Source organism: Marihabitans asiaticum (assembly GCF_007828725.1).
In the GTDB taxonomy this organism is placed as follows: Bacteria; Actinomycetota; Actinomycetes; order Actinomycetales; family Dermatophilaceae; genus Marihabitans; species Marihabitans asiaticum.
Genome location: NZ_VIUW01000004.1, coordinates 276,993 through 291,339 on the forward strand (window position 1 = coordinate 276,993; position 14,347 = coordinate 291,339).

At 71.7% G+C, this 14,347-nt stretch carries 9 protein-coding genes; 4 read left to right on the top strand and 5 right to left on the bottom strand.

Translation table 11 applies throughout. The annotated features are described in order from the left end of the window. Positions 1-162: 162 nt before the first annotated feature. Entirely contained in the window at positions 163-732 is a 570-nt protein-coding gene (locus FB557_RS12370) for a T3SS (YopN, CesT) and YbjN peptide-binding chaperone 1 (RefSeq protein WP_144857917.1), read from the bottom strand. A gap of 35 nt (positions 733-767) precedes the next feature. Here FB557_RS12370 and glgX point away from each other — a divergent pair, with 35 nt between their 5' ends. Next, positions 768-2,954 (top strand): glycogen debranching protein GlgX, encoded by a 2,187-nt coding sequence (gene glgX, locus FB557_RS12375; protein WP_144857918.1) that lies wholly within the window; start codon positions 768-770, stop codon positions 2,952-2,954. Positions 2,955-3,104: 150 nt separating this feature from the next. Here glgX and glgP read toward each other — a convergent pair whose 3' ends face one another. Beyond that, a complete protein-coding gene (gene glgP, locus FB557_RS12380; protein WP_144857919.1) occupies positions 3,105-5,681 on the bottom strand; it encodes an alpha-glucan family phosphorylase in 2,577 nt (858 codons plus the stop codon). 281 nt (positions 5,682-5,962) lie between these two features. On the opposite strand from glgP, the gene FB557_RS12385 reads away from it, so the two are divergent. From FB557_RS12385 to glgB, 3 genes are read left to right on the top strand one after another with little or no spacing between them, the layout of a single operon-like run. After that, positions 5,963-8,047 (top strand): alpha-1,4-glucan--maltose-1-phosphate maltosyltransferase, encoded by a 2,085-nt coding sequence (locus FB557_RS12385; RefSeq protein WP_144857920.1) that lies wholly within the window; start codon positions 5,963-5,965, stop codon positions 8,045-8,047. Then, positions 8,047-9,441 (top strand): maltokinase N-terminal cap-like domain-containing protein, encoded by a 1,395-nt coding sequence (locus tag FB557_RS12390; protein ID WP_144857921.1) that lies wholly within the window; start codon positions 8,047-8,049, stop codon positions 9,439-9,441. The genes FB557_RS12385 and FB557_RS12390 overlap by 1 nt, the downstream gene beginning before the upstream one ends. Beyond that, a complete protein-coding gene (glgB, locus tag FB557_RS12395) occupies positions 9,438-11,675 on the top strand; it encodes a 1,4-alpha-glucan branching protein GlgB (protein ID WP_246074773.1) in 2,238 nt (745 codons plus the stop codon). The genes FB557_RS12390 and glgB overlap by 4 nt, the downstream gene beginning before the upstream one ends. Before the next feature lie 10 nt (positions 11,676-11,685). Here glgB and FB557_RS12400 read toward each other — a convergent pair whose 3' ends face one another. From FB557_RS12400 to FB557_RS12410, 3 genes are read right to left on the bottom strand one after another with little or no spacing between them, the layout of a single operon-like run. After that, entirely contained in the window at positions 11,686-12,615 is a 930-nt protein-coding gene (locus FB557_RS12400; RefSeq protein WP_144857922.1) for a tetratricopeptide repeat protein, read from the bottom strand. A gap of 25 nt (positions 12,616-12,640) precedes the next feature. After that, a complete protein-coding gene (locus FB557_RS12405) occupies positions 12,641-13,633 on the bottom strand; it encodes a hypothetical protein (protein ID WP_144857923.1) in 993 nt (330 codons plus the stop codon). Positions 13,634-13,635: 2 nt separating this feature from the next. Beyond that, on the bottom strand, positions 13,636-14,262 hold the full coding sequence (locus FB557_RS12410; RefSeq protein ID WP_144857924.1) for a hypothetical protein: 627 nt from the start codon (positions 14,260-14,262) through the stop codon (positions 13,636-13,638). Between the last annotated feature and the right edge of the window lie 85 nt (positions 14,263-14,347).

Consider the following 14,347-nt stretch of genomic DNA (forward strand, 5'->3'; position numbering starts at 1 on the left):
GCAGGCTCGTCCTCTTCCCTCTCATAGGTCCTGTGGCTCGTCGGTGCCTCGACGCGGTGGATTCCACGCGTCACGGCTCCCGAACACCCTCGACGGTATCGGCCGAGGGCGGATCTCCCCATCCTGGGGGGCCATGATGCTCACCACATCATCTCTCGACACTCAGCCCTGGGCCTGCCCCGACTGACCCGGCTGCGGGTCGGCCGACCCGTCCTGGCCACCCTGAGCCGACTCCTCGCCCTCCTCACCCGGCACCTGCCCGGTGGCGCGCTGGTGCCACACCTGGACGCCCTGCAGCACGAGTGGCACGGCGATGCCGAGCAGGCCACGCACGTCGGCGTTGCGCGGCAGGATGTGCTCGCTCGTGACCAGCAGGGTGTCGTTGGCGACCGCGGTCTTGACGAGGTTGAAGGCGACGTTGACGTCGTTGCAGATGCTCAGCCGCTCGACGTCGTCGGTCGGCACCGGCTCCTCGAGCCGCCACTGGCCGAAGACGCGCATGACGTTGGTGCCGTCGTCGGTGCGCACGAAGAGCTGCTGCTCCTCGAAGGTGAAGGCCACGTCGCCGTCGTCGTCGGTGCTCGCCTCGAGACCGAGGCTGGTCAGCGCCTCCTGTACCCGCTGGCCCAGGGGCTCCTCGGCGGGCTGCTCGGCGCCGTCTCCGCCGGCTGGAGCGGCTCCACCCTGGCCGGAGGTGGGGGTGAGGTTCGGCAGTGCGGTGGGATCACTCATGTCCCCCAACGTACCCACTCCCTAGAGTTGCGGCCATGTCGCCCGCCCCCTCATCCCGCGTCGACGACCCCGCCACCTCGCTCCCCCGGATGCCCGACCCGGGCGCGCGGCTGCGCGACGGCGGGATCGACGTGGCCGTCTTCGCCCCCTTCGCCACGCAGGTACGGCTCTGCCTCTTCGGCCCGGAGGGAGACCCCGCTGCCGAGCGCCACGTGCCGCTGACGGGACGGGCGAAGGGGTGGTGGTACGGCCGGGTCGACGGCGTCGGCGCCGGCGAGCGCTACGGCTACCGGGTCGACGGGCCGTGGGAGCCTGCGGCCGGGCACCGGCACAACCCGCACAAGGTGCTGCTCGATCCGTACGCGCGGATGGTCGACCGCGTTCTCACCGACTACCCGCCCCACCTCTACGGGCACGTGGTCGACGACGAGGGCGGGCACGACGTCATGGTGCGCAGCGAGCTCGACTCCGCCGGCCACGCCCCGCTGGGCGTGGTCGTCGAGGAGACCTTCGACTGGGGCGAGCACGAGCGGCCGCACCACGACCCGGCGCGGGCGGTGGTGTACGAGGTGCACGTCAAGGAGCTCACCGCGGCCCTGCCGGGGGTACCCGCCGAGCTGCGCGGCACCTACGCCGGGATGGCCCACCCGGCGGCGATCGAGCACCTGCAGCGCCTGGGTGTCACCGCGGTCGAGCTGCTGCCGGTGCACCACTTCGTCACCGAGCCCGAGGTGCTGCAGCGCGGGCTGGTCAACCACTGGGGGTACAACACCCTCGGCTTCTTCGCCCCGCACCTGACCTATGCCGCCGCGCAGGACCCCCAGGGCGCGCTCGACGAGTTCAAGGGCATGGTCAAGCTGCTGCACGCCGCCGGCATCGAGGTCTATCTCGACGTGGTCTACAACCACACCGCCGAGCAGTCCGTGCAGGGCGCCACCCTCTCCTGGCGAGGGCTCGCCGCGCAGACCTACTACCGCCTCGACGAGCGCGGTCACGACGTCGACGTCACCGGCTGCGGCAACACCGTCGACCTGCGCGAGCCGACGGTGGCGCGGATGGTGCTGGACTCGCTGCGCTACTGGGTCAGCGAGTGCGGCATCGACGGGTTCCGCTTCGACCTCGCGGTCGCCCTGGCGCGGGACCGGCACGACGACTTCGACCCGCAGCACTTCTTCCTCGCGGCGATCGAGGCTGACCCGGTCCTCTCCCAGGTCCACCTCGTCGCCGAACCCTGGGACCTGGGGCCGCACGGCTGGCGGACCGGGCAGTTCCCCTCCCCCTTCGCCGAGTGGAACGACCGCTTCCGGGACGCGGCGCGTGAGTTCTGGCTCACCGACCTCGCCGTCGCCCGCGGTGCGCGTCAGGGAGCCAGCACGCACGGCGTGCGGGAGATCGCCACGCGGGTCGCCGGCTCGGAGGACCTCTTCGACGACCCGGGGCGCGGGCCGCAGAGCTCGATCAACTTCGTCACCGCGCACGACGGCTTCACGATGTGGGACCTCACCGCGTATGACCGCAAGCACAACGAGGCCAACCTCGAGGACAACCGCGACGGGTCGTCGCGCAACCTCAGCTGGAACCACGGCGTCGAGGGCGAGACCGACGACGCCGCGATCCATGGCCTTCGGCGGCGCTCGCACCGCAACCTCCTCGCGACCCTGCTGCTGAGCACCGGCGTGCCGATGCTCGCCTCCGGCGACGAGATCGGGCGCAGCACCGAGGGCAACAACAACCCGTACTGCCAGGACGGCCCGCTGACCTGGCTCGACTGGGACCTCGAGGGGTGGCAGGAGGACCTGCTCGCGACCGCCCGGGCCCTCATCCGGTGGCGCAGCGAGCACCCGGCGCTGGGACGGCGCACCTTCTTCACGGGAGCGCCGCGCGACGGGCACGCCGCCCCCGACCTCGCTTGGTTCGACGAGCACGGCGAGCCCATGGGCGAGCAGTGGGGCGACTCCTCGCGCCGGACGGTGCAGATGTACCTCGCCGCACCCGAGCCCGGGCGCTCACCGGTGCTGGCGGTGCTGCACGGCGCCGGGTGGGACGGGCAGGTCACCCTGCCCTCGCCTCCAGGGGTCACCGGCTACCGGCTGCTGTGGGACTCGTCCTGGGAGCGCCCCGCCGCCGAGGATGCGCCGGCCCACCGCGTCGGCATGGACGATCGCACGGTGCTGGCCAAGGCCGCGACGGTCCAGCTCTACCTCGCCGACGACCCGAGCTGACCCCCTTCGCAGATCCCCGGGGAACCTCAGACGAACGGCCCCCTCCCCCCTTCACAGATCCCCGGGGAACCTCAGACGAACGGCCCCCTCCCCCCTTCGCAGATCCCCGGGGAACCTCAGACGAACGGTCCCGTCCCCCGCGCCGATAGGTCAGGCGTTGGCGACCAGGCCCATCGAGGACGGGAACTCCAGCAGCTCGTGGCGGGGCAGGACGCGCACGGTGTACCCGAACTGGCCGGTCCGCCCGATCTGGACCTGCCCGGAGTAGCGCGACTTGCCGTCCGAGTAGGACTCGACGAAGTCCAGGGAGTGCGCGGACCAGTCCGAGATGTCGTCGCTGTCGATGGCCGCGGTCCCGGTGACGACCTGCACGTCGACGTCGGCCGGCTCGAGACCGTCGAGAAGGACGTAGGCGTCGACCGTGAGAGTCTCACCCACCTGCGGGCTGTCCGAGACACCGCTGGCCTCGACGTGGTCGACCGAGATGCTCGGCCAGGCCTGCCGGATCCGTGCCTTGTACTCCGCGAGGTCACGCGCCCCGGAGCCGCCGTCACCCATGACCGCGGCGTTGGCCGAAGCGGCCGGGGTGTACAGCCGCTCGGTGTAGTCGCGGACCATTCTCGTGGCGAGGACCTTGGGCCCGAGGGTGCTCAGGGTGTGGCTGAGCATCTCCAGCCAGCGCTGCGGCAGGCCGTCCTCGTCGGTGTCGTAGAAGATCGGGGCGACCCGCTTCTCGATGAGGTCGTAGAGCGCCGCCGCCTCGATGTCGTCGCGGCGATCGGGGTCCTCCACGCCGTCGGCCGTGGGGATCGCCCAGCCGTTTTCCCCGTCGAACCACTCGTCCCACCAGCCGTCGAGGATGGAGAGGTTGAGCGCGCCGTTGAGGGCCGCCTTCATGCCCGAGGTGCCGCAGGCCTCGAACGGGCGAAGGGGGTTGTTCAGCCACACGTCGCACCCCGGGTAGAGGTGCCGGGCCATGGCGATGTCGTAGTTCGGGAGGAAGACGATGCGGTCGCGGACCTCGGGGTCGTCGGCGAAGCGCACCATCTGCTGGATGAGCTGCTTGCCCGTCTCGTCGGCCGGGTGGGACTTGCCGGCGATGACGAGCTGCACCGGCCTCTCGGGGTGGTTCAGCAGCGACTTGAGCCGCTCTGGGTCACGGAGCATGAGGGTGAGGCGCTTGTAGGTCGGCACGCGTCGGGCGAAGCCGATGGTCAGCACGTCCGGGTCGAGGACCGACTCGGTCCAGCCCAGCTCGGCCTCCGAGGCGCCGCGGTTGCGCCAGCTGTTGCGCAGCCGGCGGCGGGCCTCGGTCACGAGGTCGGCGCGCAGCTCGCGCTTGGTCGCCCACACCTCGCTGCCGGGGACGGTGCCGATCTCGTCCCACTTCTCGGAGACGTCAAGGTCGCCGCCGCCGAGATGCTCGCGGGCCAGCCCGAAGACCCGGTCGTCGACCCAGGTGGGGGCGTGCACGCCGTTGGTGATCGAGGCGATCGGCACCTCGACCTTGTCGAAGCCCGGCCACAGCCCGTCGAACATCTCCCGGCTGACCACGCCGTGGAGCTGGGAGACGCCGTTGGCGCGGCCGGCGATGCGCAGGCCCATGACCGCCATGTTGAAGATCCCGCTCGCGCCGCCCTCGTAGGTCTCTGCCCCGAGCTGCAGCAGCCGCTCGGTCGGGACGCCGGGCAGCTCCTGCGCACCACCGAGGTAGAGCTCGACCAGCGAGGCGTCGAAGCGGTCGATGCCCGCCGGCACCGGGGTGTGGGTGGTGAAGACGGTCCCGGCCCGCGCCGCCTCGAGCGCCTCGTCGAAGCTCATGCCCTGCTGGGTCAGCTCGCTGATCCGCTCGATGCCGAGGAAGCCGGCGTGCCCCTCGTTGGTGTGGTAGACCTCCGGCTCGGCCGCCCCGGTGAGGCGCGACCAGGCACGCAGCGCCCGGATCCCGCCGATGCCGAGGAGCAGCTCCTGCTGGAGACGCTGCTCGCCGCCGCCGCCGTAGAGGCGGTTGGTCACCTGGCGCATCGCGTCGTCGTTGCCGGGCACGTCGGAGTCGAGGAGGAGCAGCGGCACCCGCCCCACCTGGGCCCGCCAGACGTGCGCGTGCAGCGAGTGCTCGCCGGGCATGTCGACGGTGATGAGCAGCGGGCTGCCGTCGGGCTCGGTGACGAGCGACAGCGGCAGACCGTGCGGGTCGAGCACGGGGTAGTCCTCGCGCTGCCACCCGTCCGGGCCGAGGGACTGCTTGAAGTAGCCGGTCTTGTAGAACAGGCCCACCCCGACGATCGGCACCCCGAGGTCGCTCGCCGCCTTGAGGTGGTCGCCCGCGAGGATGCCCAGGCCGCCGGAGTACTGCGGCAGCACCTCGGTGATGCCGTACTCGGGGCTGAAGTAGGCGATGCTCGCCGGAGACTGTGCGCCCCCGTCGGCGTGCTCCTGGTACCAGCGGCGCGCCTGGAGGTAGTCGTCGAGATCGGCCTTGGCCGCGCCGACCCGGGCGACGAAGGACTCGTCGGCCGCCAGCTCGTCCAGCTCGGAGGCGCTCAGCTCGGAGAGCAGCCGGACCGGGTCCTGCCGGGCCGCGGCCCACCGGTCCGGGTCGATCCCGGCGAAGAGCTCACGGGTGGGGGCGTACCAGCTCCACCGGAGGTTGGTAGCCAGCTCGCCGAGTGCTGCGATCGGCTCGGGCAGGACGGTGCGGACGCTGAAGCGTCGGATGGCCTTCACCCGCACAGGCTAGTGGCGCCACCGCCCCACCCACCAAGCCGACGCGAACTAGCCGCCCCCTTCGCAGATCCCCGGGGAGCCTCAGACGAACGGTCCACCGCACTAGCCGCCCCCTTCGCAGATCCCCGGGGAACGTCAGACGAACGGCTCCCCCGCCCGCCCGTCCCCCCTTCGCCCGACGTCGGTCCATCCGGCGCGACTCGGGTCCGGAGCGCCACCGGGCACAACCATCGGCGGGCGAAGGGGGTGAGGCGGCCCGCGGGACAGGTAGCGTCGTCGGGGTGAGCCGCGAACTCGCCTTCGACCATGACCACGACCCGGACGCGCAGGCCGCGCCGCACCCGCCGCGCAGCAGCGCACCGCAGGTGCCGATCGGCCGGATCCCGGTCCTGGACGTGCGCCCGTGCGTCGACCACGGCGACCGGCCGGCCAAGTCGGTCGTCGACGAACCCTTCGACGTCACCGCGACGGTCTTCCGCGAGGGGCACGACGCCGTAGCCGCGACGGTCGTGCTCACCGACCCCGCCGGCGCGACCCACGACATCCGGATGGAGTGCGTCAACCCCGGCCTGAGTCACTGGGTGGCCGAGGTCAGCGCCGACCGCGAGGGCTGGTGGACCTACCGCGTCGAGGCGTGGTCCGACCCGTGGTCCACCTGGCTGCACGACGCGACGATCAAGATCGACGTCGGCGTCGACGAGGAACTCATGCTCGCCGAGGGGATCCGCGTCCTCGAGCGCGCCCTCGACGTGCCCGGTCGCACCCCGGCCGGACGCCAGGTCGTCCGCGACGCGATAGCCGCCCTTGACGCCCCCGCCGAGAGCTCGAGCGCCCGCGCGCGGCTGCACGCCGCCACCACCGAAGATGTGCGCCACGAGCTCGAGGCCGTCCTCCCCCTTCGCGAGCTGCTCAGCCCGGGCGACGACCTGCCGCTTCTCGTCGAGCGCCCGCTGGCCCTCTTCGGCAGCTGGTACGAGATCTTCCCGCGCAGCGAGGGCGCCCGGTGGGACGAGGCGACCGGTCGCTGGCAGAGCGGCACCCTGCGCACCGCCGCCGAGCGGCTCCCGGCGATCGCCGACATGGGCTTCGACGTTGTCTACCTCACCCCGATCCACCCGATCGGCACGACCGACCGCAAGGGCCCCAACAACACCCTCGACGCCGGGCCGGCCGACCCAGGCTCTCCCTACGCCATCGGCTCCCCCGACGGCGGGCACGACGCCATCCACCCCGATCTCGGCACCTTCGCGGACTTCGACGCCTTCGTCGCCCGAGCCCGCGAGCTCGGTCTCGAGGTCGCCCTCGACATCGCGCTGCAGTGCTCCCCCGACCACCCGTGGGTCACCGAGCACCCCGAGTGGTTCAGCACACGCGCCGACGGCACCATCGCCTTCGCCGAGAACCCGCCGAAGAAGTACCAGGACATCTACCCGATCAACTTCGACAAGGACCCGGCCGGGATCTACGCCGAGGTGCGCCGGATCATCCAGGTCTGGATCGACCACGGGGTGACCCTCTTCCGGGTCGACAACCCGCACACCAAGGCGCTGGAGTTCTGGCAGTGGCTCATCGCCGACGTCGCCGCCGACCACCCCGAGATCATCTGGCTCTCGGAGGCCTTCACCAAGCCGGCGATGATGCACACCCTGGCCAAGATCGGCTTCCAGCAGAGCTACACCTACTACGCCTGGCGCAACACCGCCTACGAGCTCGACGAGTACCTGACCGAGCTCTCCGGTGAGTCCGCGGCGTACATGCGCCCCTCCTTCTGGCCGACGACCCACGACATCCTCACCCCGTACATGCAGTTCGGCGGCCCCGCTGCGTGGAAGGTGCGGGCGGCGCTCGCCGCGACCCTCGTCCCCACCTGGGGCGTCTACGCCGGGTACGAGCTGATGGAGCACGTCGCCCGCCCCGGCGCCGAGGAGCAGATCGACAACGAGAAGTACGAGTACAAGGACCGCCGCTGGAGCGACTACGAGCCCGGCGGCGAGCGCGAGGGTCAGAGCCTGGCCGGCTGGCTGACGATGCTCAACCGGGTCCGCCGCGAGCACCCGGCGCTGCACCTGCTGCGCAACTACCACCGCCAGCACGTCGACGACGAGAACCTGCTCGCCTTCAGCAAGACCCGCCGCCTGCCCGACGGGCGGGACGACACGATCATCGTCGTCGCCAACCTCGACCCGCACAGCACCCGCGAGTCGACCGTGCGCCTCGATCTCGGCGCGCTCGGGCTCGACGGGGGGGACCGCTTCGAGGTCGAGGACCTCGTGACCGGCGCCGTCTGGGAGTGGGGTCGGGACAACTTCGTGCGCCTCGGTGTCGACGGCGAGCCGGTGCACGTGCTGCACGTGCGGGGCCGCTGATGGCCACGGTCTACGACGTCCCCCTCACCCCCGGCAAGGACGACCTGGTCCAGGACTGGATCGGGGTGCAGCGGTGGTACCAGGCGAAGGGGAGAGCGCCTCGCCTTCGCTTCCTGGACAGCTGGCGCCTGGACGACCCGGCCGGCGAGGTCGGGATCGAGACCCGGATCTACCTCGACGAGGCCGGTCCCGAGCCGGTCACCTACCAGGTGCCCCTGACCTACCGCGGCGCTCCGCTGCGCGAGGCGGCGGACGCGCTCGTCGGCGAGCTGGAGCACCCCGTCCTCGGGCACCGCTGGGTCTACGACGCGCCGCACGACCCGGTCTACGTCGCCGAGCTGCTGTCGCTGCTGCGCGGCCGCGCTCAGGCTCAGGAGGGCGACCGGAGCGACACCCCGCGTCCAGGCATCGCCGGCGCGCCGCACCCCGCCTGGACCGACGACCCGCGCCCGAGCTCGAGCCAGGTGCTGGCCGGTGAGCAGTCCAACACCTCCGTCGTCGTCGAGACCGAGCACCAGCCGGTGATCGTCAAGGTCTTCCGCACCCTCTCCGCCGGCGACAACCCCGATGTCACCGTGCAGGGTGCGCTCGCGGCCGCCCGCTCCCCCTTCGTCCCGGGCAGCGTCGGTCACGTCGCCGGCACCTGGTCCGGACCCGACGGTCACCCGTGCGACGGGCACCTCGCCTACGCCCAGGAGTTCCTCGCGGGCAGCCGGGACGCCTGGCGGGTCGTGCTCCACCGGATCGGCGAAGGGGTGGACCTGCGCGAGGAGATCCGTCACCTCGGGGAGGTCACCGGGGCGATCCACCGGACCCTCGCGGCCACTCTGGGGACGCAGCACGCGAGTCGGGAGGACGTCGCGGAGCAGGTCGCTCAGATGCGTCGGCGCGCGGGCGCAGCCTTCGCCGAGTCGCCGGGGCTGAGCGGATCCGAGGGTGCGGTCGGCACGCTCCTCGACGCCGCCGAGGAGGCGAGCTGGCCCGCGCTGCAACGGATCCACGGTGACTATCACCTCGGCCAGGTGCTCCTCGTCCCCGGCCGCGGCTGGGTCGTCATCGACTTCGAGGGCGAGCCGTTGCGGCCCCTGGCCGAGCGCAACCGGCCCGACTCCCCCCTTCGCGACGTCGCCGGGATGCTCCGCTCCCTCGACTACGCCGCTGCCTCCGCCGAGCTGACCGCCGACGAGGCGGCCGAGTGGGTCGCCACCCACCAGGAGGTCTTCCTCGACGGCTACGCCTCCGCCGCGCCCGACCCGCGCGAGGACGCGGCCGTGCTGCGCGCGCTGATCCTCGACAAGGCGCTCTACGAGGTCGTCTACGAGGCCCGCAACCGACCCACCTGGCTGCCCATCCCGACCCGCGCCGTGACCCGACTCCTGGAGGAGAACCAGTGACCCCGATCCCCAGCCACGCCATGCCCGACGCGCTGTGGGCGCTGGCGCACGGACGCCACAACCAGCCGCACGACGTGCTCGGCCAGCACCTGGTCGACGGCGGCCTGCGGGTTCGCGTGCTGCGACCGATGGCCGAGCAGGTCCTCGTGCGCTTCGAGGACGGAGAGGAGCTCGACCTGGAGCACGAGGACCACGGCGTCTTCGCCGGGCTGCGCGAAGGGGTGAGCTCGACGATGGACTACCGGGTCGAGACGACCTGGGACGGTCACGCGGTGGAGCAGGACGACCCGTACCGCTTCGCCCCGACGATCGGCGAGGTCGACCGGCACCTGATCAACGAGGGCCGGCACGAGCAGCTGTGGACCGTGCTCGGGGCGCACGTCCGGCGCTACGAGGGGCCGATGGGTGAGGTCACCGGGGTGTCGTTCGCGGTGTGGGCGCCGCGGGCGAAGGCGGTGTCGGTCATCGGCGACTTCAACGGGTGGAACGAGATCAGCCACCCGATGCGACTGCTCGGCAGCTCGGGGATCTGGGAGCTCTTCGTCCCCGGCGCCGAGACCGGGGCGCGGTACAAGTTCGCCATCCGCGGCGCCGACGACGTCCTGCGGCACAAGGCCGACCCGATGGCCCGCCTGGCCGAGGTGGCTCCGGCGTCCAGCTCGGTGGTGACCGAGAGCGGCTACGAGTGGTCCGACGAGGAGTGGCTCGAGCAGCGCGCCAGGCGCAACCCGCACACCGGGCCTATGAGCATCTACGAGGTGCACCTCGGGTCGTGGCGGCAGGGGCTGAGCTACCGCGACCTCGCCGAGCACCTCGTGAACTACGTCGCCGACCTCGGCTTCACCCACGTCGAGCTGCTGCCCGTGATGGACCACCCGTACCCGCCGTCGTGGGGCTATCACGTCACGAGCTACTACGCGCCGAACTCCCGCTTCGGCGACCCGGACGACTTCCGCTTCCTCATCGACCGGCTGCACCAGGCGGGGATCGGCGTGATTCTCGACTGGGTCCCGGGGCACTTCGCGACCGACGAGTGGGCGCTCGTGCGGTTCGACGGGCTGCCCCTCTACGAGCACCCGGACCCGCGCAAGGGGTGGCAGCCGGACTGGGGCAGCTACGTCTTCGACTTCGGGCGGCTCGAGGTGCGCAACTTCCTCGTCGCCAACGCCCTCTACTGGCTCGAGGAGTTCCACGTCGACGGCCTACGGGTCGATGGGGTCGCCTCGATGCTCTACCTCGACTACTCGCGGCGGGACGGCGAGTGGGTGCCCAACGTCCACGGCGGCCGCGAGAACCTTGAGGCGATCGGGCTGCTCCAGGAGGCGAACGCCACGGCCTACCGGCGGGCACCGGGGGTGGTGACCATCGCTGAGGAGTCGACGGCATGGCCGGGGGTGACCCGGGCGACGAGCGAGGGCGGGCTCGGCTTCGGGCTGAAGTGGAACATGGGGTGGATGAACGACTCGCTGCGCTACCTGGGCGAGGAGCCGATCCACCGGCAGTACCACCACAACCTGCTGACCTTCGCGATCATGTACACCTACAGCGAGAACTACCTGCTGCCGATCAGCCACGACGAGGTCGTGCACGGCAAGGGCTCGCTGCCGGGCAAGGTCCCCGGAGACCAGCACGACCAGCTGGCCACCGTGCGCGCCTTCCTCGCCTACATGTGGGCCCACCCGGGCAAGCAGCTGCTCTTCATGGGCTGCGAGTTCGCCCAGACGAGCGAGTGGGCCGACGGACGATCTCTCGACTGGCACCTGCTGGACCACCCGGCGCACCACCGGGTTCACGGCCTGGTCAAGGAACTCAACGCGATCTACACCGGCGACCGGGCGCTGTGGGCGCTGGACTCCGAGCCGGCCGGCTTCGAGTGGCTGGACGCGGACGACAACGGCGGGAACACCCTGTCCTTCGTGCGCTTCGCTGAGCGCGACCGCAGCGGGGACGACGTGCTCGCCGTCGTGCTCAACTTCGGTGGAGCCGACCGGGAGTCGCTGCGGATCGGGCTGCCTCGCGCCGGCACCTGGCGGGTCATCCTGGACACCTCCGGCTTCGACGCGGCCAGCTCGCCGAGCCAGGCCGGGGTCGAGGTCGTCGCTGAGGAGACCCCGTGGCACGACCAGCCATACTCGGCGCAGGTGCGGGTCGCCCGCCTGGCGGCTCTCTACCTGCAGCCGGTCCCGTCGGCGTCCGGCGCGTCCCCCGCGGGCACGCAGGACGCCGCGAGCTAGGTGGCCGGGCTCAGAAGAGCGCGCTCATGAGCGCGGTGCGACCCTTGCGCACCCGCTCGTCCTGGTTGCCGACCACGGCGAAGAGCTCGAGCAGATGGGCCTTGACCCGGTCACGCTCGTCGCCGGCGGTCACCTTGACCAGCTCGACGAGCCGCACGAAGGCGTCCTCGACGTGCCCGCCGAGGACGTCGAGGTCGGCGACGAGCATCGCCGCATCGACGTCGCGGGGGTCCTCAGCTGCCGCCTGACGGGCAGCCTGCAGGTCAGCCCCCTGGGTCCGGGCCATGAGCTGGACCTGGGCCAGGCCGAGCTGCGCGTCCTCGTCGGCGGGGTTCTGCGCGAGCGCCTGCTCGTAGGCCGCTCGGGCGGCGTCGAGGTCCCCGCGCTCGATCGCGTCGTAGGCCTCCTGGTGCAGCGGCGCCAGCTCCTCCTCGGGGACCTGCTCCGCGCTCATCTCGACCCGACCGGTGACTCCCTGCTGCACGGCGGCGGTGAGCAGCTCGTCGAGCACGCGGTCCAGGTCCTGCGCGGACGGCACGCCGGGGAAGAGCGGGATCGCCTGCCCCTGGATCAGGCCGAGCGAGACCGGCAGCTGCTGCGGCTGCAGGGCCTGCATGATCCCCGGGTTGGTCGCGAGGTCGATGCTGATCACCTGCAGCCGACCGTCCTTGCGCTCGGCTGCGGCCACGACCGCGTCGAGCGCGGCGCGGCTCTGCGGCTGCTCGGAGGTCCAGGCCACGGCGACCGCCGGCACGCTCACGGTGCGCTGGATCAGCTGGTTGAAGGTCGCGTCGTCACCGACGACGACGACCGGGGAGGCGAAGGGGTCGTCGCCGCCTCTGGGGGCACCTCCCCCTTCGCCGGCGGGCCGGCTCTGGTCGGTCTGCGAGAGGGCGCCGAGGTCGACGGCGCCGCGGAGCGAGGGGTTGCTGTCGGTCATGCCCCGATCCTCCCAGATGCCCTCGCTAGGACGAGCTCACGTCGCTGAGCTGCTCGAGAGCGCCGACGACCGAGGCCTTGCCATCCTTCGGCTCGACGAGCGCGACGACCTCGAGGTGCTTGACCGTGATGTCCTCGGTGATCGTCTCGTCGTCCGCGAGCTCGGCGAGCGGGCCCGGGAGCGTCAGCTCCTTGGCCTTGTCGGTGGCGGTGACCTTGTCGGTGCGGGTCAGCGCGGCGATCGTGAGGTGCCCGCCGTCGGCCAGCTCGAACCTGATCGCGTCGGCCGGGTCGTCCTTGGACCCACCCATCCCGACGGAGTGCTCGACGGTGTACTTCGCGAGCTCGTCGAGCTCCTTGGCCTGCTTCGCGGCGTTGGTCTGCAGCGCGGTCGAGAAGGTGTCGTCGGTCGCCACTGACTCCGGCGCCTTCTTCGGCGCCGGGTAAGCGACCGCCTTCGCCCAGTCCCTCGCGGCACCGAGGTCGTCCTCCCCGATCCCCTCGGGCGGGGTGACCGCCACGCCCTCCGCCGGGTCGGCGAAGGCGGGGATCGACGCACCGGAGGCCATCGGCACGGTGGCGAAGAGGTGGTAGGCCTCCTTGGGGCCGTCGGCGACGAGGACGTGCAGCTGCTGGACCTCGTCCACCCGGCTCGTCGCGAGGATCGAGCGCGGCCAGCCGGTGCCCTTGCTCACCGCGAGCACCGTGGTCTCTGCGGGGGTCTCCAGCGCGGTGCCCTTGTCGTCGCTCTGCTTCACCGACGCCCGGGCGGAGCTGACCTTGAGCGCGGGGCCGCCGAGCACCTGCTGCCGGCGCTTGTCGGCATCCTTGCCCGTGGCCTGGGACGCCGCGGCGGCCTCGCCGATCACCCGCTCGGTGACCACGGAGCCGGCCGCCTGGCTGATCGAGGCACCGGAGGTGTCCTCGGTCGGCGCATCCTGCACGCCGGCGATCGACGAGCAGCCCCCCAGCGTCAGAGCAAGGGCAGCGCCGGTCGTCGCGAGAGTGGTGCGTCGCATCATCAGTCGGTCTCCTTGACGGTCGTGTCCCGGCGCGGCCTGAGGGTGCGCAGCAGGAGGTAGGCAGCGACGCCGAGCAGGAGCAACCCGCCGAGCGTGAGGACCACTGCGGTGGTGAACCAGCTCTGGTCCGCGACCGAGAGGGTGACCTCGTCGACGGTCTGTCCCTCGGCGGCGGCGATGACCACGGTCTGCGGTGCCGCGGCCTGGTTCAGCGTCATCGCGACCGAGCCGGTGCCGGTCCGGGTGTCCTGCCACAGGTCGTAGGACTGCGGCGAGGTCTGACCCTCGCCGCTCGCCGTGGCGGTCTCCAGTGTCCAGCCCGGGACGCTCACCCCGGTGGCACGCATGGCCGGGGCGCCCTCGATGACGGACTCCGCATCGGAGGGGCGGGCGGCGCCGAGCCAGACCGGAGAGCCGTCTGCGGTGGTGGCCTGCAGGTCCACGGGAGACTCGACGCGGTTGATCACGTTCGGCCCGAGGACCACGACCTGCTCGCCGGGCTGAGCGCGAAACGTCGCGCGTCCGTCGCTGCCGAGCTGGGTCATGAACCACAGCCCGACCGCGGCGCACAGGAGCCCGGCGACCGCGAGGAGAGCGGTCAGCACACGGGTGATGAGGTGGGGCACGTCAGAGTTCCTTCAGGGGTTATCGGGCCGCGTCGGCCCGGGAGATCACTCCACGATCGCAAAGATCGGCGAAGGTCACAAAATC